Origin of the sequence: Peribacillus sp. NPDC096540 (assembly GCF_050278525.1) — a bacterium.
Classification (GTDB): Bacteria; Bacillota; Bacilli; order Bacillales; family DSM-1321; genus Peribacillus.
This window is the reverse complement of record NZ_JBNNTG010000008.1, coordinates 108,248-132,008: the sequence shown is the minus strand read 5'-3', so window position 1 is coordinate 132,008 and position 23,761 is coordinate 108,248. Positions and strand designations below refer to the sequence as shown.

20 protein-coding genes are annotated in these 23,761 nt (G+C 37.8%); 15 read left to right on the top strand and 5 right to left on the bottom strand.

Features of this window, described 5'->3' with window-relative positions; all coding sequences use genetic code 11:
- The first annotated feature begins 235 nt into the window (after window positions 1–235).
- The 11 genes from ACQKMR_RS10145 (at window position 236) to ACQKMR_RS10095 (ending at window position 13,538) form a co-directional block, all read left to right on the top strand.
- Window positions 236–1,909 (top strand): thiamine pyrophosphate-binding protein, encoded by a 1,674-nt coding sequence (locus ACQKMR_RS10145; protein ID WP_427697179.1) that lies wholly within the window; start codon window positions 236–238, stop codon window positions 1,907–1,909.
- Between the two features lie 83 nt (window positions 1,910–1,992).
- Complete coding sequence (locus tag ACQKMR_RS10140; RefSeq protein ID WP_427697178.1) at window positions 1,993–2,301, top strand: hypothetical protein; 309 nt, start codon at window positions 1,993–1,995, stop codon at window positions 2,299–2,301.
- Between the two features lie 98 nt (window positions 2,302–2,399).
- Window positions 2,400–3,020 carry a hypothetical protein gene (locus ACQKMR_RS10135; protein ID WP_427697200.1) on the top strand — a complete coding sequence of 207 codons (621 nt, stop codon included), beginning with the start codon at window positions 2,400–2,402 and terminating at the stop codon, window positions 3,018–3,020.
- The gene (locus ACQKMR_RS10130) at window positions 3,004–4,164 is read left to right on the top strand and encodes a M20 family metallopeptidase (RefSeq protein ID WP_427697177.1); all 1,161 of its coding nucleotides are present in this window, start codon (window positions 3,004–3,006) and stop codon (window positions 4,162–4,164) included. The genes ACQKMR_RS10135 and ACQKMR_RS10130 overlap by 17 nt, the downstream gene beginning before the upstream one ends.
- A 490-nt stretch (window positions 4,165–4,654) precedes the next feature.
- Entirely contained in the window at window positions 4,655–6,127 is a 1,473-nt protein-coding gene (locus ACQKMR_RS10125) for an aldehyde dehydrogenase family protein (protein ID WP_427697176.1), read from the top strand.
- A gap of 862 nt (window positions 6,128–6,989) precedes the next feature.
- Window positions 6,990–8,165 carry a Glu/Leu/Phe/Val family dehydrogenase gene (locus tag ACQKMR_RS10120; RefSeq protein ID WP_427697175.1) on the top strand — a complete coding sequence of 392 codons (1,176 nt, stop codon included), beginning with the start codon at window positions 6,990–6,992 and terminating at the stop codon, window positions 8,163–8,165.
- Window positions 8,166–8,234: 69 nt separating this feature from the next.
- The gene (locus ACQKMR_RS10115; RefSeq protein ID WP_379176384.1) at window positions 8,235–9,659 is read left to right on the top strand and encodes an amino acid permease; all 1,425 of its coding nucleotides are present in this window, start codon (window positions 8,235–8,237) and stop codon (window positions 9,657–9,659) included.
- A gap of 202 nt (window positions 9,660–9,861) precedes the next feature.
- On the top strand, window positions 9,862–10,056 hold the full coding sequence (locus tag ACQKMR_RS10110) for a DUF3311 domain-containing protein (protein ID WP_427697174.1): 195 nt from the start codon (window positions 9,862–9,864) through the stop codon (window positions 10,054–10,056).
- Complete coding sequence (locus tag ACQKMR_RS10105) at window positions 10,053–11,537, top strand: sodium:solute symporter family protein (RefSeq protein WP_427697173.1); 1,485 nt, start codon at window positions 10,053–10,055, stop codon at window positions 11,535–11,537. Before ACQKMR_RS10110 ends, ACQKMR_RS10105 begins: the two co-directional genes overlap by 4 nt.
- A 58-nt stretch (window positions 11,538–11,595) precedes the next feature.
- On the top strand, window positions 11,596–13,038 hold the full coding sequence (locus ACQKMR_RS10100) for an aldehyde dehydrogenase family protein (protein ID WP_427697172.1): 1,443 nt from the start codon (window positions 11,596–11,598) through the stop codon (window positions 13,036–13,038).
- A 230-nt stretch (window positions 13,039–13,268) separates the two neighbouring features.
- Entirely contained in the window at window positions 13,269–13,538 is a 270-nt protein-coding gene (locus tag ACQKMR_RS10095; protein ID WP_427697171.1) for an SH3 domain-containing protein, read from the top strand.
- Window positions 13,539–13,826: 288 nt separating this feature from the next.
- On the opposite strand, the gene ACQKMR_RS10090 is transcribed toward ACQKMR_RS10095, so the two are convergent.
- Window positions 13,827–14,369 carry a DUF2690 domain-containing protein gene (locus tag ACQKMR_RS10090; protein WP_427697170.1) on the bottom strand — a complete coding sequence of 181 codons (543 nt, stop codon included), beginning with the start codon at window positions 14,367–14,369 and terminating at the stop codon, window positions 13,827–13,829.
- Window positions 14,370–14,546: 177 nt separating this feature from the next.
- Between ACQKMR_RS10090 and ACQKMR_RS10085 the strand changes: the two genes are divergently transcribed.
- Window positions 14,547–15,137, top strand: coding sequence for an undecaprenyl-diphosphatase (locus ACQKMR_RS10085; protein ID WP_427697169.1), 591 nt, complete (start codon window positions 14,547–14,549; stop codon window positions 15,135–15,137).
- Between the two features lie 689 nt (window positions 15,138–15,826).
- On the opposite strand, the gene ACQKMR_RS10080 is transcribed toward ACQKMR_RS10085, so the two are convergent.
- Complete coding sequence (locus tag ACQKMR_RS10080; protein ID WP_427697168.1) at window positions 15,827–16,747, bottom strand: LCP family protein; 921 nt, start codon at window positions 16,745–16,747, stop codon at window positions 15,827–15,829.
- Between the two features lie 427 nt (window positions 16,748–17,174).
- Window positions 17,175–17,921 (bottom strand): twin-arginine translocase subunit TatC, encoded by a 747-nt coding sequence (tatC, locus tag ACQKMR_RS10075; RefSeq protein ID WP_427697167.1) that lies wholly within the window; start codon window positions 17,919–17,921, stop codon window positions 17,175–17,177.
- A gap of 925 nt (window positions 17,922–18,846) precedes the next feature.
- Between tatC and ACQKMR_RS10070 the strand changes: the two genes are divergently transcribed.
- The 3 genes from ACQKMR_RS10070 (at window position 18,847) to ACQKMR_RS10060 (ending at window position 20,297) form a co-directional block, all read left to right on the top strand.
- Entirely contained in the window at window positions 18,847–19,092 is a 246-nt protein-coding gene (locus ACQKMR_RS10070) for an AbrB/MazE/SpoVT family DNA-binding domain-containing protein (RefSeq protein ID WP_048689328.1), read from the top strand.
- Between the two features lies 1 nt (window position 19,093).
- Window positions 19,094–19,495 carry a type II toxin-antitoxin system death-on-curing family toxin gene (locus ACQKMR_RS10065; RefSeq protein WP_427697166.1) on the top strand — a complete coding sequence of 134 codons (402 nt, stop codon included), beginning with the start codon at window positions 19,094–19,096 and terminating at the stop codon, window positions 19,493–19,495.
- 514 nt (window positions 19,496–20,009) lie between these two features.
- Window positions 20,010–20,297: a head fiber protein gene (locus tag ACQKMR_RS10060; RefSeq protein WP_427697165.1), complete on the top strand. Its 288-nt coding sequence runs from the start codon at window positions 20,010–20,012 to the stop codon at window positions 20,295–20,297.
- A gap of 71 nt (window positions 20,298–20,368) precedes the next feature.
- Here the strand turns inward: ACQKMR_RS10060 and ACQKMR_RS10055 are convergent, their stop codons facing one another.
- Window positions 20,369–21,286 (bottom strand): SDR family oxidoreductase, encoded by a 918-nt coding sequence (locus tag ACQKMR_RS10055; protein ID WP_427697164.1) that lies wholly within the window; start codon window positions 21,284–21,286, stop codon window positions 20,369–20,371.
- A 1,468-nt stretch (window positions 21,287–22,754) separates the two neighbouring features.
- Complete coding sequence (locus ACQKMR_RS10050) at window positions 22,755–23,732, bottom strand: FUSC family protein (protein WP_427697163.1); 978 nt, start codon at window positions 23,730–23,732, stop codon at window positions 22,755–22,757.
- Between the last annotated feature and the right edge of the window lie 29 nt (window positions 23,733–23,761).

Genomic DNA, 23,761 nt, shown 5'->3' with positions numbered 1-23,761 from the left:
TTAACTTTGTCATATAACGTAAGTTTAGCTACAAAAAAATGAAAAAATTGAGGAAGAGGACCATTTGTTTCAGGAATTGAAGGAGAAGGCTTAAAGGGAAATCTCCGTAAGACAGTGGGGATTTGTTTTTTAGACATATGAATTCAGGATGGGGTAACTGGACTGGACTTTCCGTTAAACCAAGAGAGTAAGATTCATAGAAATATATTAATAAACATACTTGGGGGATATTACAATGAATAATCAAACGGAATTCACAGTTGCAGATGCAATCGTAGAAGAATTGGTTGAGGAGGGCGTCGAGGTCATTTTTGGAATCGTGAGTATCCACAATATGCCAATATATGATGCGATGCTTCGCAATGGCAAAATCCGCATGGCAACTGCTCGCGGTGAAAGCGGTGCAGTCAATATGGCAGATGCCTATTCACGTGCGACTGGCAAGATTGGCGTTGTGTTGACAAGTACAGGAGCAGGCGCAGGAAATGGCGCAGGTTCATTGACTGAAACATGGAATTCTGGAACTCCGCTTCTTCATATTACAGGTGAGGCAGATTCCAACTATATCGGAACGGACCAACGTTACATCCACGAAAGTAGAGACCAGTTGAAAATGATGGAAGGAGCAAACAAAGCTGCTTATCTTCTGAAGCGTCCGAAATTGATTACGCCATTTATGCAAAAAGCAATCAAAGAAGCAAAAACTGTTCCTACAGGACCTGTGACTGTTCAGATCCCGACGAACTTCCAAGCGACAATCATTCCGAAAAACAACTTGGTTGCAGTGCAAGCTGAACTAGATACAGAAGTGAAAATCGACCTTCCGGCTGAAGTGATAGAAAAAATCGCTGCTGCAAAAAGACCGGTTATCTGGGCAGGAGATGGAGTGATTCATTCAGCCGCATCTGAAGAACTTTTGGCTTTGGTTGAAAAAATCCAGCCGGCAGTCGTCACAAGTGAATCTGGAAAAGGTTCCATCCCTGAAGAACATCCGCTTTGCATCGGAAACTTCGCGTGGTTCCCTCGCTTTGAGGAGCTTTTGAGAAAGTCTGATTTGCTTATCAGCATCGGCGTCCGTTTCCGTGGCGGTGAGACAAATGGCTGGACATCTCCAGTACCTGAAAATCACATCAATATCGACTTGAATCCTAATGCGTTCAACCGCAACTTCGATACACTTTACGGTCTGGTCGGCGATGCGAAAGCTGTTTTAAAAGAGATCAACAAAGCGTTGGCTGACAAGGAAATCACTTCTGATGCAGCTTATGTGGAAGAAGTTAAAGCTGTCCGCGATGGCGTGCGTGTCGACCTTTGCAGCACGATTGGGCCTTACGGTGATCTTGCTGCGATCATGAATGAGCAGCTTCCTGAAAACACAGTTTTGGTGACAGACGTTACAATCCCTGGATACACTTGGGCAAACAAATTAGTCGATGTTCACGAGCCGAGAAATTACCTCTACATGACTGGCGGCGGTATTGGACAAGGCTTGCCAATGGCCATTGGTGCCAAAGTTGGCCAACCGGAAAAACCTGTTGTTCTCGTTGCTGGTGACGGCGGATTCATGGTAAATGCGGGTGAGATGATCACTTCCGTTCAAGAAAATGCACCAATCGTTGTCCTATTATTCGATGATGGCGGCTACGGAATATTAAAATACTACCAAGAAGCAGCCTATGGCAGACAAACAGCTGTTGACTTGGTAAACCCTGATTTCGTCATGATGGCAAAATCCATGGGCTTCGAATCAGAGAAAGTACGCTCGGTCGATGAGTTCAAGGAAGGGTTAGCGAATGCAATCGCAAGCAAGAAACCTTATATGGTTGTAGTAGATGTAGAAGCAGTAGGAGTATTGGAATACCAAGATTCGGACGAATACATTTCATCTTTCCGTCCAAATCACGGATAAGTTTTAGCTGATTAACCACTTGCTCTTAGAGAGCCTATGTGTCTATTAAAAGTTAGATAGAATTGGTGGCCATATGAAGTAATATGGCCATCAATTTACCATATGGAATTACTATTCCGATGGTAATTGTGCTTGATTACAATGCAATGACTGGTTATGCAATGGTATGTTTTGGAGCGATGGCCGGGTTCCTAACAAGTATTACCAACCCATGTAATGTAGGAGTTGCTCAAGGAAATGCGGATCTCCCTCTTTTTTCAGGGATGGGATTACGTATAGCACTTTTTGTCGTACTGTATATTTGTACGGTGTTTTATATTTTCCGCCATGCGAATAAAGTAAAGAAAAATCTGTCCATTGGTACATATGGTGCCTTTACATCTCACATTTGACTCAAATTTTAAAATGAGTAAAAGGCATTTTGTTTCTTTGGTTATGTTATGACTTACGTTTATCGGATTAGTATATGGAGTAATCAAATTAGAATGGTATTTTAAGTGAAATTGGCGGATTGTTTTTACATAGCGGAATTATTATGGGGTTCATTTCTGGTATGCCTATTAATAAGGTTGCGAATGGTTTTGTCTCAGGAGCAAGTGGTATGACCTCATGTGCCCTAATCATAGACTTTGCATATACAATATTAGTTATCATTAAAAATGGTGATATATTAGATACTATTTTATATTATTCTACCAATTTGTTTGGCAGCCTTCCACCAGCGTTGAATGCAATCGGGTTATTCTTTGTTCAGTTATCTCTTAACTTTTTAGTTCCTTCTGGCAGTGGGCAAGCAGCTTTAACTATGCCAATTATCACTCCATTGGGAGATATGATGGGATTAACGAGACAAACAACAGTACTTGTTCTCCAAATGGGGGATGGAGTGTCAAATATTATCTTCCGTACAGTAGGAGTACTATTGGGTGGCTTAGCTATTGCGGGTATTCCGTATGTAAGTTGGATTAAATGGATTTTTCCTTATTTTCTTCTCATAGTGAGTGTCGGAGTAATTTTCTTAATAATAGCCCGATTGATAACAAACAATATATTTAGAAAACATAATCAGAAAAATAAGGAAGGTGATGTTAAAAGTGAAAGATACACTTAAACATGAATTAGATAATATAAAGTCAAAACTTTGGGAAATCAGTGATCAGATGTACAGAAACCCTGAACTCGGTGACAAGGAATTTGAATCAATGCAACTACTGACAAACTTATTGTCTGAACACGATTTTCGGATTGAAACAGGATTGGTTGACCGTCCAACTTCTTTTAAAGCTGAATTTAAAGGTGAAAAAGCTGGTCCTACAATAGCCTTTTTAGCAGAATATGATGCTTTGCCTGAAATTGGCCATGGGTGCGGACATAATTTGATCGGTACGATGAGTGTGGGCGCTGGTATTATTATTAGCAAGCTGATAAGTGAAATAGGGGGAAGTGTTGTCGTATTAGGTACTCCGGCAGAGGAAACGAATGGTGCCAAAGTTCCGATGAGTCAAGAAGGAGTATTCGAAAGTGTAGATGTTGCGATGATTCTCCATCCTAATAATGTATCCGTTGAAAGTGGAACAACTTTGGCGGTAGATGCACTTCAATTCAAATATAAAGGAAAAGCATCGCATGCAGCTGCGGCTCCTGAACATGGAATTAATGCACTGGATAGTGTTATCCAACTTTTTAATGGTATAAATGCACTTCGAGAGCATTTGCCGACAGATGTTCGTGTGCACGGGATTATTTCTGAAGGTGGTCAAGCCGCGAATATTGTTCCACATTTAGCAGTCGCTCAATTTTATATTAGAGCAAAACAACGTTCCACTTTAGATGAAATTGTAAAAAAAATAAAAAATATCGCAAATGGTGCTGCCCTTATGACGGGTTCTGAGCTTGAAATATCAAATTATCAAATAAGCTATCATAATATGGTTACAAATCAATATCTATCCCAAGCTTTCACTAAGAATTTACAAGAAATCACCGTTCAACCGGTTCTAACTGCTGAACATAGTAATGGATCTATTGATATGGGAAATGTAAGTCGTGTCGTACCAGCAATTCATCCATTTATTGGATTGAATGATACAGAGTTAGTATTACATACCCAGGAATTTGCTGATAGAACAGTATCAGAAGAAGGCCGTCAAGCACTTGTTAATGGTGCACTAGCATTAGCTTATACGGGATACGATGTTTTAACAGATAAAAACTTATTGGAAAATATTGATAAAGAATTTAAAAAGAGTAAATAGTTTGTTCGATTTTCACAGTGATAAGAATAGCTAACTTCAGCAGGGTCTCAAAGCCTATCAAAAGATTGTGTAGTGTTTATTATTTTAATAGAGTGCTTACATTTGATTGTAATAAGCCAGCCAAGGTCATCGATTACGATTACTTCCAGGTGAGTTTTAAAAGAGCCTCTTTGAGTACGAGCGTACTCAATCTTATGAATGAAAACTTATCATAATCAGCTTTTATTGAAGAATGAAGTTGGCGTGAAATTTGCATAAATTTATCATTGAAAAAACTTATATGATGTAGATATAGTTGTGTGAATTGGTAAAGAACTGTAAATGGATCACTTTCCGGAATGCGGCTAAGTGAAGAGTGGATATAATTTGCCGGGTTGAATTAATTAAGTGCTGCAAATCAACGGTGTGTGTGACTGTCATAAACAGCAATACAGTCTTGATTTCAGCATTTGTTAGACTGTAAACCGACATGTAAGGGGGAAACAAAGTCATGGTAAAAGAGTTGAAACAATATATAAACGGGCAATGGGTAGATTCAAGTAACCCAAAAAAACTTGATATTATTAATCCTGCCACACAAGAAGTCATCGCCAGAGCCCCGAAAGGATCAAAAGAAGAAACAGAAGAAGCTATCAAAATAGCAAAAAGAACGTTTGAAAGTAGTGTATGGTCCGATAAATCCCCGCAGGAGCGGGCGGCAGTTTTACTTCAGATTGCTGATAAATTGCAGGAAAACATTGACGAGTTAACGGACTTGGAAGTACAGAATAACGGAAAAATGAGAAGAGAAGCACGGTCGGATGCTGAAGAGGCTGCTAATACATTTCGTTATTATGCAGGTCTGCTTAATATGCCTAATAGCCAAGCGTATGAAGCCTCCGGGGATATGCAAACATTGATTGTAAAGGAACCGATGGGTGTTGCGGGATTGATTGTTCCTTGGAATTTCCCTTTATTGATGAGTGTTTGGAAGATTGCTCCAGCATTGGCAGCAGGTAATAGCATTCTTTTAAAACCGGCAGAAATTACTCCGATGACAGCGGTAAAAGTGTTTGAGCTGATTGATGAGTCCGATTTGCCAAAGGGAGTAGCTAACCTCCTTATGGGATCTGGATCGATTGTTGGCCAGACGATCGCTGAAAGCAATGATGTGGATGTTGTTTCCTTTACTGGAAGCACAGGGGTCGGCCGCCATATCATGCAGGCAGCAACAGGCAATATGAAAAAAGTGTCCCTTGAGTTGGGAGGGAAATCTCCGAACATCATCTTTGATGATGCGGACTTGGAAACAGCCGTCGATTACTCCTTATTTGGCATTTTCATGGGATCTGGGCAAGTTTGTTCTTCGGGAAGCCGCATTCTTGTCCAAGAGGGGATCTACGATGAATTTGTGGAAAAATATGTAGAAAAAGCAAAGGGGATAAGAGTTGGTCCCGGAAATGACAAGCACTCCCAGATGGGAGCCATTGTCAGCGAAAAGCACTTCGAGAGCATACTAGACTACATTCGGATTGGAAAAGAAGAAGGTGCAAACCTTGCTCTGGGTGGCAATCGAATCGAGAAAGACGGTTTGGAAAAAGGATTTTTCATTGAACCTACCGTCTTCACTCATGTAACAAGTGATATGCGGATTGTCAGAGAAGAAATCTTCGGTCCTGTCGTCGCCATCCAGAGATTCAAAAATGAAGAAGAGGCAATCAAGATCGCCAACGACACAGACTTTGGACTTGCGGGTGCTGTATTCTCTACAGATCAAAACAAAGCCTTGCGTGTCATCAAAAAAGTCCGAGCTGGCATCACGTGGGTAAACGCCTACCACCTTACGAATATTCAAGCCCCATGGGGCGGCTATAAACAAAGTGGTATCGGCAGAAGCCTTGGTACGTATGGATTGGATGAATACCAAGAAACGAAACAGATTAACATTAATCTGGCTCCAAAGCCGATTCATTGGTTTGAATAGAGGATTAACGAAAAGCTTGCAGGGAATCTTCTGCAAGCTTTTCTTGCAAGAGACTTTAATGTTGAGGTTGAGGTTTACTAATAATAAGCGATAGTCCAAAAAAATAGCTGAGATGTCGCCTTTCCTTTAAATGGAAGAGGCCATTGTGGAAGTTTCAACGTTATTATGGAACTCCCAAGGAGGATTATTACTGAAATAGTTTTTTTCGAGGCCAGGTGATTCATTTTTTCTTTTGGATTGAACACGTGCGGGTGAGTTTGAAGACACTCTACGAACACAATTGCACTCACCTTCATGTTTATAAACCTTATCGGTATCCGGTTTTGTATACAAAAAAGTTGGCATGAATTTTGCAAATATACTAGTAAGAGGGAGTTTTTTTGGGGAATGAGATGGCGGCAAGAATAATCGATGGACCTCCTTCTTTTTGAAAGCGCTTAAAAAGGACAGGGTGAAGAATCCCTATGTGAAAATGTGGGCGCTACCATGGTTTGCTAAAAAAATATGGGGGAGTCGCACTCGATGAAAACATGAAGTTTTTTAGAAGCGAAAGAAGATCCGCTTATGAATTTACATATAGAGGGGGTGATACATGAATTTGCTGCTCGGATTCTAAAAAATACAATCATTATGATTGCAAACTTCGGCTTAAGTTCCATATATCTTATTAATTAACAACATTTTCATAGTTGGTATGATATATAAGTGAAATAACGGAACCGATGGATATCCGGGTCTCTTCTTTGTTTAGAATAGCAATCTAGTAATTTTTTCTTAAAAAGAAAGTGTCTATATGAGGCTTGCATATAAGTTACGATAATAATAAAAGCAATGAAAGAAGAATTCTTTAGGGGGTATTGGAATGGCCAAACCATATTTAGTTGTAGAGTGGAATGATACGGAAACGGATGCACAAGGGTGGCTTGTTGTTCATAACTTCATGAAAGGCTATGCAGGCGGCGGTACGAGAATGCATCCGTCAGTTACAAAAGAAGAGGTTGAAAGATTGGCAGAGGCCATGGCTTATAAGTATGTAGCTAGTGACAGCGGAACGACCGGCGGATGTAAGGCAGGTATCTCTTATGATTACAAAGCTCCGGATGCATATGCCGTATTAAGAAGATTTTTAATTGCAATGATGCCTTATATTGATATCGGCGTATCTTTGGGAAGTGATCTAGGTACAAAATATGAAGATGTACTTAAAATCTTTAACGAATTTGGCATAGCTATCCCTCTGACGAAGTCAATGAAACAAGATCCTGCTATCCTTCAAGGGATAAAGGATTTTGATGGGCTGATGAAAACAAGAATTGACGGATTGCTTTTAAATGATGTTGTCACAGGATATGGTGCTGCATTTTCGGCAGATGAAGCTTGGAAATTTAAAAATGGTAAAGACGGTGCGAGGGTTGTCATCCAAGGCTTCGGTTGTGTAGGTGCAAGTTGCGCATTGAAATTGTCTCAATTAGGTTATAAAGTCGTCGGAATTTCGGATGCGAACTTGTTAGTCACATGTGAAGAAGGATTAGATGTTCAAAAGCTCATTGACCATAAGAATGTATACGGAGAAATGGATCAAGACTATTTTGAACCGAACTATACTGTAAGGCCAAACTCGGACTGGCTTAATGTGGACTGCGATATTCTCATCCCATGTGCATTAGAGGACGTTATTAACCATTCTAATGCTGGTACAGTAAAAGCAAGCTTGATTGTTGAAGCTGCTAATATTCCGATTTCTTCCGAAGGAGACGAAATCATCAAACAAAAGGGAATTGACATCGTCAATGATTTTGTTGCGAACCTAGGTGCAATAAGATTTTATGACGCAGTTATTTTTGGACTGGTCAAACCGGATCCGCAGGCTGTGATTGATGATATTGAAAAGCTATGCCGAAAAAATACCTATCAACTATTTTCGGAAGCAAAGAAACAAAACAGGTATCAGCGAGACGTTGCTAATGAAATTTTCAAACCGGAAGTCAGCGATTTATTAGAGTTTGAGGATCCGTCCAAAAAGGTAGCTACTCGATAAGCAGTTAATAAAACGGATATATATTTCTCCTAAATATTTCATTCTGATAGAAGAAACGGTGGGGATTGGATGAAGTCGGAACAAGGGAGTCAACCAAAAGAGTTAAAACGTTCGATGAAAAGTAGACATTTATTTATGCTTTCCATAGGTGGAGTCATTGGAACTGGTCTTTTCCTAGGGTCCGGGTATGCAATCGGTGAAGCCGGACCTGTAGGGGCCATTACTGCCTATTTGGTCGGGGGCTTACTTATGTACATGGTCATGGTTTGTCTTGGAGAACTATCCGTAGTGATGCCGGTCTCCGGTTCATTTCAAGCCCATGCAGAGCGCTTTATTGGCCCCGCCTCTGGGTTTATGATCGGCTGGACTTACTGGTTGAGCTGGGCTATTTACGTAGGGCTAGAGTTTATTGCGGCTAGTTTACTGATGGCCAGATGGTTTCCAAATGTACCAGTATGGGTGTGGTGTACAGTTTTCGCCTTGCTTTTATTCGGTATAAACGCTTTGACAACAAGAAGCTTTGCGGAGACGGAATATTGGTTCTCTGCAATTAAAGTAATTGCTGTACTCTTTTTTATCGTGATTGGCGGAGCAGCGATTTTCGGATTGGTTCCTATAAAGGGACAATCTGCCCCGCTATTTTCAAACTTTATTGGTGACGGATTATTTCCAACGGGATTCATTGGTGTGTTTATATCGATGATGACAGTCGTCTATGCGTTTATGGGTTCGGAAATTATGGGAGTTGCAGCAGGTGAGACAGAGGATCCCGAAAAGAGCATCCCAAGAGCAATCCGAAGTATCGTCATCCGTATTTTAATTTTCTATGTACTAGCAACTTTTGTCTTATCAGCAATTGTTCCGTGGAAAAAAGCGGGTATACTCGAAAGCCCGTTTGTAACTGTATTCGATATGATCGGTATTCCTTATGCAGCTGATATTATGAACTTCGTTATTTTAACAGCAATTCTTTCGGTGGGAAATACAGGTTTGTTTGCTTGTACGAGAATCCTTTTCTCACTTTCACAAAGCGGGCAGGCTCCACGTTTATTCGGAAAGGTAAACAAACGCGGTATACCTATGAACGCCTTACTCGTGACTCTCGTCTTTGCCTTGCTGTCCTTGCTTACTAGTGTCATGGCAGAGGAAACATTATTTGTAGTGCTGCTTGCTATCAGTGGTGTTGGAGGGTTGGTTACGTGGATGGCGATTGCGTTTGCACAATATAAATTCCGCAAACAGTATATTGCGGCTGGTGGAAAGTTGGAGGATTTAAAATTTAAGGTTCCTTTCTTCCCTTTTGTTCCAATTAGTTGCCTCATCATGTGCGTAGGTATCGTCGTGTTTACCGCTTTCGATCCGACACAACGGGCATCACTGTATATAGGATTCGGCTTCGTTGTAGCTTGTTATGTCTTTTACTATTTTAAATTTACCAGAATGAAAATCGATGCTACTATCCTAACAAATGGGCATCCCAATAAAACATTATAATAGATTTTCAGAATCATCTTCAGAACTTTTAGGGGAATTTCTTCTCGGTCGTGATATTCTATTAAATCATTGTATTTAGTATTAAGTGAATATTCAGGCTATTTTGGAGCCATTTCCCATCCATACATCCACTAACCTGTTTTGAATTGTAAGGTACAACAACCATATATACATGTATGTATTCTAAATAAGGAGATGGAAGATGAAAAAGAAGATTTTTATATTAACTACCATACCTGCTTTGGGTTCACTTGTTGTGATTAATCGAGTGGAACCCTATGTACTTGGATTGCCATTTGTCCTTTTTTGGGCTATATGCTGGGTTTGTCTGACATCTTTGTTTTTGATCATTGCTAATAAACTGGATCCCTCAAATAAGGAGGAAGAAGAATTATGAATGCAGCCCTTCTAGTAATACTCTTTTTCCTAGTTTTGTGTATATGGTTAGGACTACAGGCTGGTAAAGGGAAAAAAATGAATATGGAACAGTGGTCTGTCGGGGGACGGGGTTTTGGAAGTATATTGCTGTTCTTTTTGCTAGCGGGTGAGATGTTTACTACTTATACTTTTCTAGGAGCAAGTGGTGGTGTCTATAGATCTGGTATTCCCACAGCCCTATACGCTTTTAATTGCTTCTATTTTGTAATCGCTTACTGGATGTTGCCACCCATTTGGAAGTTTGCGAAGAAAAATAATGTCCTCTCCCAATCAGACTTCTATGAAAAAAAGTATAATAGCCCGGCTCTCGGCGTACTAGTAGCAATAATAAGTGTTATTGCCATTATCCCGTATTTGGTGATGCAGTTAAAAGGGTTAGGAATTATTGTATCCCAATCATCCTATGGTTCGATTTCTCCCAACATGGCGATAGTGGTAGGGGTGATTGCCATCACAATTTATGTAACGGTATCAGGGATGCATGGGGCCGCATGGACAGCGATTATTAAAGATATTCTGATCCTGGCTGTGGTCGTCTTTATGGGATTTTATTTTCCTTTTCATTATTACGACGGAATACGTCCGATGTTTGAAGCAATCAATACGGAAAAAAGTGAATTTTTACTATTCCCTGAACAAGGGTTGAGTATATCATGGTTTGTTTCTGCAACGATCATGACGGCACTAGGCTTTTACATGTTTCCACATATGCTAGCGGGGGTGTTCTCGGCTAAAAGTGCTAAATCACTGCGTGTGAATGCAGGGGTAATGCCCATTTATCAGATTATTATTGTTTTTTCCTTGCTTATCGGCTTTTCCGCTATTATCCAAGTTCCAGATTTAAATGGTACAGATGCAGATTTAGTCTTGTTTAAAATGGCTAAAATGTCCTTTGATCCTTGGTTTGTTGGTGTGATTGGGGCAGCTGGAGCAATGGCCGCTCTTATCCCAAGTTCATTAATATTGACGGCAACTGCAACGATTATTTCTAAAAACATCTATAAAGTATGGAAACCAAACACAACTGATCAACAGTTGGTAAAGTTGAGCAAAATGTTGGTGCCTGTCATTGCTTTGGTGGCACTTTACTTTACATTCAATGGCGGAAACAACATTCTTACGCTATATCTCTTGTCTTATAGTTTTATGGTACAGTTATCTCCTGCACTGATTTTTAGTCTTTGGAAAAGGAATCCTGTTACCGTTCAGGGGGCTTTTTCCGGAATGATTGTCAGTATTATGATCGTTGTATATTTAACTATTACAGAATCGTCACTTGCAACATTTTTCCCGTCCCTTCCACAAGTAATCAAGGATTTAGATAGCGGATTAGCCGTATTAATTATCAATATTGTTGTAACGTTAGTTGTCAGTGCCATAACAAGAAAACAAGGTGCCACAGTTGAAGAAGACACGAATACGAAAAATCTAGTTGGATAATTATATGAAGTAGAGAGCGAAAAAAGAATAATAGGAAATTCAAGGGGGATATTGAAGGATGCGTTATTTAAATTACATTAATGGACAATGGAAAGCACCATTTACAGAGGAATTTAGAGAGAATCTTAGTCCACATAACAAAGAAAGCCTAGGGGAATTCCCATCCAGTGCAGCAACTGATGTACACGATGCGGTTGCAGCTGCAAAAGATGCATTTCCAGATTGGAAAAGACTTTCCATTCACCAAAGAGCAACTTATTTACAAAAGGCTGCGGCTATTTTAAAAGAAAACATAGAGGAAATAGGAAGGGATCTAATTAGAGAAGAGGGAAAAAATTTATCAGAAGGGATGGGGGAAGCCAATCGTGCAGTAAGTATCCTCGAATATTTTGCGGCTGAAGCACGGCAATCACTTGGAGAAGTAATACCTTCCGCTAATGAGAAAACATTTTTGTATACGACTCGTACCCCCTTAGGTCCTGTGGGATTAATTACACCATGGAATTTTCCAATTGCAATCCCAGTATGGAAGATGGCACCAGCACTTATATACGGAAATACGGTGGTGATTAAGCCTGCTGATTTAACACCAAAATCCGTATATCATGTCATGAAGGCTTTTGATGAAGCTGGTCTACCAGCAGGTGTCCTTAATTGTGTATTTGGCAGGGGCTCTGTTATTGGGAATGAATTAGTGAAACATCCCGATATAAAAGCCATTTCTTTTACCGGTTCGAATCAAGTAGGTCGGCACATTCAAGAACAGGCTGTAGAACACGGGAAAAAGGTACAGATGGAAATGGGCGGAAAAAACCCACTTGTTATTCTAAATGACGCAGACCTTGAAAAAGCAGTTGAAATAGCTGTAGGCGGTGCATTTAAATCTACCGGTCAAAAATGTACAGCTACTAGTCGTGTGATTGTAGAAGAAGGAATTTACGAGACATTTCGTGATCGGCTTGTAGCGCGTACAAAGGAATTAAGAATAGGGAATCCACTTCACGAAGAAACATATATCGGACCTGCCGTATCGAAAACACAGCTTGATGGAGTGCTTGAAATGTTAGAAATAGGGAAATTAGAAGCAACACTGCTTTGCGGTGGGGAGGTCCCGGAGGATGATGAATTTAAAAATGGTTTTTATGTAAAACCAACAATATTTGAAAACGTGCAAACAAATGCTCAAATTGCCCGTGAAGAAATTTTTGGTCCAGTTATTGCATTATTTAAAGCCAAAGATTATGAGGAGGCAGTGAAAATAGCAAATGATACAGAATTTGGCCTTAGTGCAGCCATCTGTACAAACAATTTAACAATGGCTCGCCGTTTTGTTGAAGATGCAGAAGTAGGACTTGTACATGTTAACTCGGAAACAGCAGGAACAGAACCACAATTACCATTTGGCGGTTGTAAAAATTCTAGTACCGGTAGTCGTGAACAGGGCAAAACTGCTATTGAATTTTATACAGAAGTGAAGACAGTTTATATGGATCCAATGTAATTTTTAACGGTTTTACATATTAGATGCAGGAAAGACTCTCTTTTTAAATACAATATTTAAAAAGAGAAAAAAAGTGTCAGTCCCTCACTGCTCTAAAGTGGTGAGGGACTGACACTTTTCCCTTTGAGGATGGAGTAGTGGAAGGCATAGATATTTAAAATCAAATTATCCTCTTTTTTATGAAAATATAGTAAAATTTTGCTGTGAAATAATTAAGGAGGATTATACTTGTGAAAAGATTATTGAAAATATCTATTATGTCCGTTTTGGTATTCTCGTTTTTCTCGTTCTATTCAACAACTGCAGAAGCAGCTTCCACAGAAAAAGCATTTGTAAAAATCAAAAGTGGTACATTGACTGTAAGAAGTAAAGCAAGTGACAAAGCTAAAAAAATGGGTTTACTAAAAAAAGGAGCAAAGGTGAGTGTATCTTCGACCACGGACTCGGGTCGGTCGAAGATTAGTTATAAAAAGAAGAAGGCATATGTTGCAACAAAGTAACTAAATTTTGTAGATTCATACAAATGAACTCCTGGAATGAAAGCACTAATTGACTAAGCCGACACTATCATTACCTGTTCGTAAAAGTACAACTTTTACGAACTTTTTTTGATTGTTATTTCTTTAAAATAGACTCTGTTAAACAATGCTTTTGATTTTTCTTCTTCAACTAACGAAAAAACGCTAGTTCACATAATCACCCTTATAGGCATGAAAAAAGGATCTTCGATTAAAGATCCTTTTTGCTACTTGTGAACTAAACTTCCCTGTTAGTCTAAACTCAGATATTTAGTGACGGCCGGTAATCGCATTTTGGGTACCCCAACCATCTGATGTATAAATCCACACTTCGGCCGAAGCTTTATACGGGTCTTTATCCCATAATTGAGGGGTATAACAAGAGGTTTGACTTTTCATTACCATCCCGTTTCCACCGGAAGAAGCACAATCAGTAAATGTTCTCCGAGTAGTGCCATTGGTGTAACTATTTACGATTGCTTTTGCATAATAATTGTACGAAGCAGCAGAATAAAACTTTACATAACCCCAAGCCGTATGACAATAGGCACTTCCTTTTAGCTGTAGATATCCAATTTTCACGCCGTTTCTACTATAGATATATTTTGTTTCATAGGTGATTGGACTTTTATATGCACAACCTGTTGAGTAAGGGTTTGAATAATCATAAGATAGGGCAGATGCTTTATTTATTGGTGTAATTGCAAAAATCATTGAAAAGCAATTGATATTACTAATTACGTAGAAGATAATTTTCCATATAAAGAAGAAGGCTGCCAATTGGCGGCCTTTTGAAAGTATAATTCTATACATTATCATACTTTCAAATCAAAGGAAAAATATCCTATAATAGATTGGGGCAGGATAGTTGAACAGGAAATTTTATAATATTATTGACAATAGCTAGAGGAATACGAATAATAGAATTTTAATTACTTAACGAATAGGTGGACAGAACTATTCCAGAAAAATGAAGAAAGGGATGATTATATGAATTACGAATTATTTAAAAGCATCCATAATTTATCTGGCCATAGTAATGCATTGGATAACTTTATGGTATTTATAACGGATAAAGCTATTTACATTTTTGCGTTGGCACTTTTGGTTCTTTGGATATTTGGTGGAAAATCCATGAAACGTGCTGTATTATATGCCGGTGGAACAGGAGTCATTGCGTTAGTCGTAAATGTTCTAATTGCTCAAATTTACTATGAGCCGCGTCCATTTGTCACTCATCACATCCAAACCTTGATTCCTCATGCTGAGGATTCTTCATTTCCTAGTGATCATTCGACAGGCGCTTTTACGATTGCAATCGCCATGTGGTTTCGATATAAAAAAATAGGTATTCCCATGTTTATTTTAGCCCTATTAACAGGTTTTTCCCGCATCTGGGCAGGACTTCATTATCCGTTTGACGTATTAGGCAGTTTAATGGTGGCAATTGTCGTCTCTTATGTGATTGTAAAATTATCAAGATTGTTCGATCCACTTGTAAACTGGATTATTTCTATCTATGACTCAATTTTTGGCAAAAGAAGCATATCCAATAAATCTTCTCGAACTAAAAACTTCTAAAAAAGAAGGAAACGATTTAATAAGTCGTTTCCTTCTTTTTTGATTTTAAGGAATGTTGGTAGTTAAAACTGGATAAATCGCCAATACCCCAATGCACCGCAAGGACACTCATCTCTAAAAATTCAACTATGCGATCGGTGTTTCCTGGAATCGATCTGACCATCTGCTGGATAGTACTCTCACACACCTCAATCACCTTAATCTAATCTTTGACCATACTTTCAAAAATACCTTGACTTCTTACACCATTTAAAATTATTTATTATCTTTTTCTCATCAACTTACCCTAACAGAGTACTTCACTAGCCCACATTTATTAACCTTTTAGTTACGATTGATTATTGCAAAGCTAAGAAAAATTTAAGTATTTTATACCGATGAGAAAAGGCAGACTAATGCAGTCGGCCTTTACTAGTCATTTTCAAATGTATTTTTTATATGTTCCGTTCTCTATGTAAAGAACATTTTTGGGGTAGCCTATGCAACGGAAAACACTTCGAGGATTAAAAAAGTGGCCATGCAGGTGATGCTTAATTTTACTGGTAGGACACCACATGGAAGAATCTATGTCAGCCTAAGAGGTGAATTAAAATAAGAAAATTCCTTTTCGAAACGATGTTTTGAAAAGGAGTTTGTCTACGGTCTAAAATCACCTTTACGGTGATTTACGTCAATTAACACTCATGCTCTTATTTATTTCTACTTTCAATATCATCTTTTAAAAATTTCTGTAATTCCTCTTTGTTCTTATCTAGATCAATATTTAGAACTTCTCCGACATCATCATAACGCTGATTCTCAAATGTGTTATTTAAAGGAATTCTGAGTGTTTGTACATTTTTAGCTTGTCCAGTTATAAAATCTTTGCCGAGAATTAAGTTAGTCTTTGTATCTACATTTGTATCAATATATGAGTCTAATAAACCAAGTAATTTAGGTAATTTAAGCACACTATTAATATTAGTTGCTTGGTCTTTTAACTTCGATAATACTTCTTGTTGTCTCCCAACCCGACCAAAATCACTTAATTTATCATGACGAAAACGAACGTAACCTAGTAATTCTTTTCCATGTAGTGTTTGTTCTCCTGGATGTAGTGTCATCCCAATTCCGGAAGACATCTCATGAGAAATATTTACTTTGATACCATCTGGAGCTATTGTATCTACTATTTTAGAAAAACCATTAAAATCAACTACAGCATAGTAATTAATATCAACATTAAAATTTTGTTTAATTGTTTCTCTTAGTAACTCTGGTCCTCCAAATGCATAGGCAGCATTAATTTTTTGTTTGCCATGACCAGGTATTTCTACATACGTATCCCTCATAATTGATACAAGCTTAGGTTGTTGTGTATTTTGGTCATAATGAGCAATTAAAATAGAATCTGTTCGGGCATCCTTTTCACCTCGGGAGTCACTGCCTAATAAAAGAACATTTATTTGACCATCATCGGGGAGATTACCATTAAACTGTTCAAAGGTTGTTCCATCATTCTTATACTTTCCATCACTAGCTGCAGATAGTCCCTGTTTATATTGAATAATACTGTAGGTTCCTCCTATTAAAAAAATAAATACAAATAGTATAAAAAGAGCCCTTTTCATCTAAACCTGTGTTTCGTACGTTGTGATCGTTCCAACTTATACATCACCACTTCTTCCAAAATAATTACGTTTTTTTTATAAATAGAGCCAAGAATTTATTCTATCAAATGTTGCTAAAGATTCATAAGAAAGTAATTACCATTTCACAAAATTGGTGTATCTCCACAAGGGTTATGAATGTTCAACTGTAGTTAGGGCAGGATTTACCCCTTGGTGAAGCCTATAAGACAAAAGTTGGTTTTTCCTACGTTAAGGAAAACCAACTTTTTGTTTCCATCACTTATTCAAAATTTCTATAAAAAGACACAGAACTATTTACAGGTATTTCCATACCGTGGAAAATATGATAGCTAGCGGCACGATTATCGAGTATATTTCACTACTTACTTAACCGTATTACAAGGATTGAGGTAATTCATAATAAGCTTTAATCATTTGTTAATTCCTTTGTATTTGTCAATTTCATACCTTTTTGTTTTCTTTTATAAACGATCTTAGATAGGAAAACGCTTATTTCATATATAAGAATCAATGGGACAGCTACCGAAATATGAGAAATAAATTCAGGCGGAGAGATCATACAAGCAATAATCACTAAAATGAAATAGGCATATTTTCTTAACTTAACTATTGTATATGGATTTACAATTCCTAGTGTAGTTAAAAACATCATTACAAGAGGTAGTTCGAATGCGATACCAAATGGTAAAGTAATATTTATTAAAAATCTGAAGTATTTGTCTGCCGTGAAGGATATTGTCATTAAGTCGCTGCCTAGATTGATAAGAAAACTCAAAATGTTTGGAAATATAAAGAAGTAGCCAAATGCCAATCCTCCAATAAAAAGAATAAATACCCCAGGTATATAGGATAAAGCTGCTTTTCTTTCATGTGGCTTTAAAGCAGGTCTAACAAACAACCAAATTTGCCAGGCTACAACTGGAATTGTTCCTGCAATTGCTACTAAGGAAGCAATGTGAAAATAAATCCACATAATATCACTAGGTCCTAGAACGAGCAATTTGTAATCAAGATTTCCCATGAAAAAGAGATAAATATCTTTTACATACATAAACCCTATAATAAGAAATACTAAGAAAGCTAAAGCAGAGATGATCAGCCTCTTACGCAACTCATCTAGATGTACTATTATATCAAGTTTTTTTTCAGTCAAAATAATCCACCACGCCTTCCTGTTAAATTAGAATCGTCTTTTCCTTATTGAATAAAATCCTACTTATTTTGTTGCCTCTAATTTTATATTGGATTATATCTATTATCAAAAATATTGTCTATCTATGTTAAAGGGTTGTCCTCCACATGTTTTTTGGATTATGTTATTAGGCATTGCTACAATTTTATCAGCTTTTTTTAATTGGGACCATATGATAGGGGTCCCACCACATCGCCATCAAACTAAGGTGAATTTGTATCATCATAACGAAAAAAACGCTTTTCTTTTTGTAGAAATATACAGGAAGGATGGCGTTTTCTATGAGTTTTTCTGTTTCAGACGAAATGAATATAAAGAAGCGAGTCCGTTTTATGCCAGAATTAAAAACGTTTCGAGCAGCCAAACAATCATCTGTGGAGTGGAGGTGATGCATATGCTGAAAAAAGGACAACTTCAACAAGGGGTGAAGCTTGTCCAAAGCGAGATTGAATTCATACATAAATTATTTGGAGTAGCCTCATAATTCATAGATGAAAAGGATATTGAGATTCTATGTTTCTAACAGGTCATATTTGCACCAGAACCCATAATATTCACCCAAAAAATATTATGCAGTTAAATCATCCGAACTGTACATTCTTAAACAATCACTTTTGTACATTCTTAACTTAGCATTAATAACTTGAAAATCAAATTCTCCGAGTTCGGTTTTCAATTAGATTAAACATACCCGTTCGTAAAAGTACACTTTTACAAACGGGGTTTTATAGAATAAGACGAAAAAATAAAAAAGGAGTAAAGAAACGGATGTTCGAATGGTCGTAGGCTAAAAATAACCGATTTAAGATAAAAGTAGTATAAACAATAAAAACAAATGTTATAATAGTAATAACAATTAGAACTTCATTTGAAGGAGGAACGAATAATGGCTATTAGGAAATTAACTAAAGTCGGAAATAGCTTGGGTATTACGTTTCCAGTTGAAATGTTGAAAACTGCAAATTTAGCTTTTGGTGACGAATTAGAGGTTGAGTTCAAGGGTGAAGAAATCATTTTAAGGAAAAATAAAAATGTGAAATTACCTAAAGGTGTAGATGCGGAATTTATGGAAATGTTATCAGACGTTATTAAAGAACATGACGAAGCATTCAAGGGTTTGGTGGATAGATAATATGACGTTTGATATTATCTATCTTTCCACTAATCAAATTATTGCTATCAATGCCATTCAAATAAAAGTTTATTCTCCTACTGAACAAATCGGGGTGAAAGATCCCGGCCTCCTTGATTCTGCAGTGAACAGACCCAGACAAACTGTTTTCGAGAATGATGCTCACCCATCTATTCATGAAAAGGCTGCAGCATTATTCGAATCCATTTCAAAAAATCATGCGTTCCACAACGCAAACAAGAGGACAGCACTCGCTTCCCTTATTATGTTTCTGAAGATCAATCATTATCAATGGATAATGGGAATAGAAGAAGAACAGGATTTTGTTGTAGATGTCGTCAACCATAAGTATGATTTTAAAGATATCGCAAGAATCATCCAAGAGAACATAAACACTTTATAAAAAGGATCAAGATCCATGCTAGGATTTGGAATACAATAAGTGATTATTCTACAAAAGAGGGAGAAGAAGTCATCCAGATGACTTCTTCTCCCTCTTTTTATCTTTTTCTTTATAAAAAGAAGAAGCTAAGTAAACATACATGAATTAGATGTAGGTGTGGAAATATCTTTTTTAATTTGGACAATTTTTCATATCTTCAATCTTTAAACCATTTTTCGAAATGGATCTTTTAAGAGCGCACCATTCAATTGAGCCCAAAATTCAGCAAAAACTTCTCTGAAAATGACGACTTTCTTCTATTAAAACAAAAGAAGAAAACAAAGAATTTGATAATGAAGAAGTAACTGGAGAATTTATGGAGCGTTATGTAGAAGGAGCCGAATCTGAAAAATCTGTTTTTTTTCGGAGCTGACAAAAAAGGTGAAACAGACAGCCGGGATTCTCTATTCCAAAAGATATTTGGCAAGCCTTATCCAGGAACAACTGATGAAGAGCAAGGTGGTGTTGAAGGATAATGACAAACTTTAAAGCTGTTGTAGTAGAAGATATCCAGGCTAACAGATTAGTAGTATTAGCAGTCAAAGAAAAAGAAAATGAAATAAATATTCGTTTAGCCCAAGAAGATGAAGTCCCTGACTTCTTAGCAACAAGAGCGATCACAGAAGGTGAAGAGGTCTCTGTGACTAACAAGAATAGAGAAACGTGGAAGGTCGAAGCGGGAGCAGACATTCAGGCAGGTGTTTCTGTTGGAACTGGTGAAGTTGGAAAAGTAGTAAAACAACAGTTTATGGGGAAAGTATAGTAATGTTCTTCACTGAACGCCGATCAAAAGAAAAATTTCAAATTAGTTTCCCCCTCACCAAAGTTAGATACCTAGTTGAGTACTTCCGAGAGCCTCGTTTGCGCTTCGCTGACTTTCCATAACCGCTTTGCAATTTCCCAATCCTGGGCGATCACAGAAGGGGTTTTCACTTTCTTGTCGGTGTAGTATAGGCCATTGTGAATGGTGTTATCGGTTGAATCCGCAAGCCACACCATGGTTTCCGCGCCCTTCTCAGGGCTGCGAGAAAATAGCTTCATTACGGCCATGGTCATGCGAGCTAATGTACCGTTATTTTGGTTGAAGTTTGTTGAAACTAGTCCGGGGTCGAAGCAATAGGAGGAAACACCAGTACCATCCAGCTGTCGTGCCAGCTCAATGGTAAACAAAATATTGGCGAGCTTGGTCTGACTATAGCGCAAGGTAGGACCACCCATTAGCTTCCTAAGGGGACTATAGAGACGCTCGGCGTTTAAGTCTTCGAAATCGATACCATTCTTGGCCATTTCGTGACCGTGGGACGCGGTGGTGATGACTCGGGAAGGTGCGCTTTCCTTTAGTCGATTAAGGAGAAGATTCGTGAGCAGAAAAGGTGCCAGGTGGTTTACTGCCCAAGTCATTTCTAAGCCATCATCAGTTAGCTGGTGGGTTTCAAACAAGGCACCAGCATTGTTAACTAGGATATCTACTCTGGGACACTTTGCTAGGATATCGGTAGCCACCTTGCGTATGGATTGCTGCGAAGCCATGTTTGCCACGAATACGTCAACAGTGACACTGTAGTTTGTAGATGTCTTGATCTCATTGGCGATTTCATGCGCCTTGGCTTCATTACGAGCGACAATCCCAAGATTTGCACCTCGGGCCGCGAGCTCCTTGGCAGCGGCTAGCCCGATACCGCTAGTGGCCCCGGTAATTACTACATACTTACCGCGAATATCCCATTTTGGATTTGAAATTATTTTCTCCATCGGTAAAACCTCACTTTCTAATAATAAATGAATGAATTATTCATTCATATTATTTGTATGTAGATTAAATGAAAATATTGATCACTAAATTCATCGCCTTCCCATTTCCTTATGAAGTAAGCGATGATAATTATGAGAGTCAACAAACTTTTGGTTCTTTTAGAGTTGTTATTCAAGATAAAGAATAAGATTATCAAAAGAAAGGAAGAATTAAATTGTCTACTATAATTAATATATTAGGTTTCGTGGGTATTTTTGGATTTATAGTTTTTTTAGCAATAGCAAAAACTATAAAAGATAAATCCAAAAAGTAGTTTGTTTATTAGTTCCATAGGATGCACTAAAGAAGACCACATTAAGTGCTCTACAGTTTTTTTGAGGATTTTTAAAATTTAAACGTTGATTGGAACGTAGGGCACTCGCTTTCCGCGGGCGGTCCGGGAGCCTCCCAGCGTTTTGGGCCTTCACGGAAAGCTCTCCTGGTCGTTCCAATTGCAGGTGCCTTTCTTATTGATGTGTTTGCTATGCCGATCATTATTACGACGATTAATTTATTTAAATGAAATTATGAAAAGATCCCTTCAGGCTGGAGGGATTTTTTTGGATTTTGCACTTTGTAACAGTCCTGTTTTCGGAATTTATTGAACTACTATCAACGAATAAAATATTCCGTATTTGTTAATTTGTATACCATTCTCAAATGATATATATACTCATTTTAATACAAAATTAAGAAACTAATCGTCACTTTCAGTGGAGCTTATATTTTAAGAGGACCAAATCCTAATATAGCATTTGTCGTTAATGAAACAGAAGGTATAGGAGTAGATAAACTCATATCAATCCGAGCGGATGCAACAAAGGAAAACATGAGTTAAATTGGAAAGGCTATGAAAGAAAAGGGAATAGACGCACGAGACATTTTCATGGATAAACTAAGTGGAAAAGATTTTAATCGAGCTCAATATCAGTTGCTTAAACGAATTTTAAGATAAGACGTTCTTCAACGAAAATCCCTAGTTTAGATTCCTATCTATTAATAAAGGGATAAAGAATTTGGGCCAGTATCAAAGGTTTCCGATTAGGGTAAATGTCCAACGACTTTCAAAAGTGTCAAACAGATTATCGAAAAAAGTATGATGAATTGTCTGATTCAGTTAATTCTCAAGGGGAATCTTTGAGGGATAATATTTCAGATAAAGTCGATGAAATGAAGGAGAATAATATGAATTAAGTCTTAACATTGTTTTAGATCCAAAATGCTTCAAATTGGACCCAAAATAGGGGCATAAGTGCACAAGTACTCTTTAAGAGGATATTGTATCTTATTGTTTCTTAAATGCAATCGATCCCGGATTGGCTGCACATCTTTTATTGGATACAACTTGTTTCAGACCCTTTTTCCGATTTGGAAATGGATCAAGTCAAATCTTTGCCACTGCATAGGATACCAGGTCAAAAAGATTTTTTAAATACGGGGGTGCTGTTTAAGAGTAGAAATAAGATGTTGTGCATGCCAAATAGCTGGAAAGTGAAATTTTTCATTTGAAAGGGTCTCATTAAATGCAACGTCTGTTATTGCTTTTCCTTCATTCCAATTACGGAGTAAAGACTCTAATAAGAAAAAATTCTGTGTCCATGCTTTCATGCTTTCTTTTGTCAATGAGCCTGTTTTGCTCCACTCGTCCATTATTTTGAACAAGAGATCAATATCTATAGATACTTGATTCAATGTTTTCAAAAGGAAATCTCCCTCATGTAGTAGTGGTTTTCTTTTTTTGGATACAGGGTTAAATTTCAAGCTTAATTCAGCTTTTTTAATCATTGTTTCTGCTTCGAACATTTTCTTACGTAATAGATTCATATCTAGATTGAAATAATTTTTTTGAGATGCTCCTGCTTCAAGCCACATTGCCAAAGATTTCAGCTTATCCGCTAATATTTGGGGCAATATTTCAACTTCTGCAATTGCTCTTTTTGTTAAATTAGGCGGATTAAAGAATATATGCAGCAACAAAGCTACGGCTACTCCAATTATTGAATCCCGAATTCGATCCGGCCCGTATCCAGGCAGCTTATGCTCAAATTCAAGGACGAGCAAGACACTTAATGCAATTTGATGCAGCGTTGTGCTATTGGCCCCTAAAATGAGCGGGATGACAAGACTGACCATCATGATAACAGCGATTGACCAGCTGTTCGCATGCAGAGAATGGGCGAGAATGAAAACGGATGCTACTCCAATCATTGTGCCGATAATTCTGGCTATTCCAAATCTGATGGATTTAATGAGTGTCGCCTGTAAACAGAGAATAAGTGAAATTGGTCCTAAATATGGATATTTTGAACCGAATAAAATTGCTAATTCCCATGAAATGGATGATCCAATGACCATTTTGAGAATTAGGATTATTTTTTCTAGCATTGTTAGTTTTATTTTATTCACATATATTCCTCCTGATAAGAAACATCAGA

What these genes read in the sequence shown, in the direction of transcription:
- ACQKMR_RS10145 (WP_427697179.1), top strand. Translation starts at nt 236, where the DNA reads ATGAATAATCAAACGGAATTCACAGTTGCAGATGCAATCGTAGAAGAA.
- ACQKMR_RS10140 (WP_427697178.1), top strand. Translation starts at nt 1,993, where the DNA reads ATGGCCATCAATTTACCATATGGAATTACTATTCCGATGGTAATTGTG.
- ACQKMR_RS10125 (WP_427697176.1), top strand. Translation starts at nt 4,655, where the DNA reads ATGGTAAAAGAGTTGAAACAATATATAAACGGGCAATGGGTAGATTCA.
- ACQKMR_RS10120 (WP_427697175.1), top strand. Translation starts at nt 6,990, where the DNA reads ATGGCCAAACCATATTTAGTTGTAGAGTGGAATGATACGGAAACGGAT.
- ACQKMR_RS10115 (WP_379176384.1), top strand. Translation starts at nt 8,235, where the DNA reads ATGAAGTCGGAACAAGGGAGTCAACCAAAAGAGTTAAAACGTTCGATG.
- ACQKMR_RS10110 (WP_427697174.1), top strand. Translation starts at nt 9,862, where the DNA reads ATGAAAAAGAAGATTTTTATATTAACTACCATACCTGCTTTGGGTTCA.
- ACQKMR_RS10105 (WP_427697173.1), top strand. Translation starts at nt 10,053, where the DNA reads ATGAATGCAGCCCTTCTAGTAATACTCTTTTTCCTAGTTTTGTGTATA.
- ACQKMR_RS10100 (WP_427697172.1), top strand. Translation starts at nt 11,596, where the DNA reads ATGCGTTATTTAAATTACATTAATGGACAATGGAAAGCACCATTTACA.
- ACQKMR_RS10090 (WP_427697170.1), bottom strand. Translation starts at nt 14,369, where the DNA reads ATGTATAGAATTATACTTTCAAAAGGCCGCCAATTGGCAGCCTTCTTC.
- ACQKMR_RS10085 (WP_427697169.1), top strand. Translation starts at nt 14,547, where the DNA reads ATGAATTACGAATTATTTAAAAGCATCCATAATTTATCTGGCCATAGT.
- ACQKMR_RS10080 (WP_427697168.1), bottom strand. Translation starts at nt 16,747, where the DNA reads ATGAAAAGGGCTCTTTTTATACTATTTGTATTTATTTTTTTAATAGGA.
- ACQKMR_RS10070 (WP_048689328.1), top strand. Translation starts at nt 18,847, where the DNA reads ATGGCTATTAGGAAATTAACTAAAGTCGGAAATAGCTTGGGTATTACG.
- ACQKMR_RS10065 (WP_427697166.1), top strand. Translation starts at nt 19,094, where the DNA reads ATGACGTTTGATATTATCTATCTTTCCACTAATCAAATTATTGCTATC.
- ACQKMR_RS10060 (WP_427697165.1), top strand. Translation starts at nt 20,010, where the DNA reads ATGACAAACTTTAAAGCTGTTGTAGTAGAAGATATCCAGGCTAACAGA.
- ACQKMR_RS10055 (WP_427697164.1), bottom strand. Translation starts at nt 21,286, where the DNA reads ATGGAGAAAATAATTTCAAATCCAAAATGGGATATTCGCGGTAAGTAT.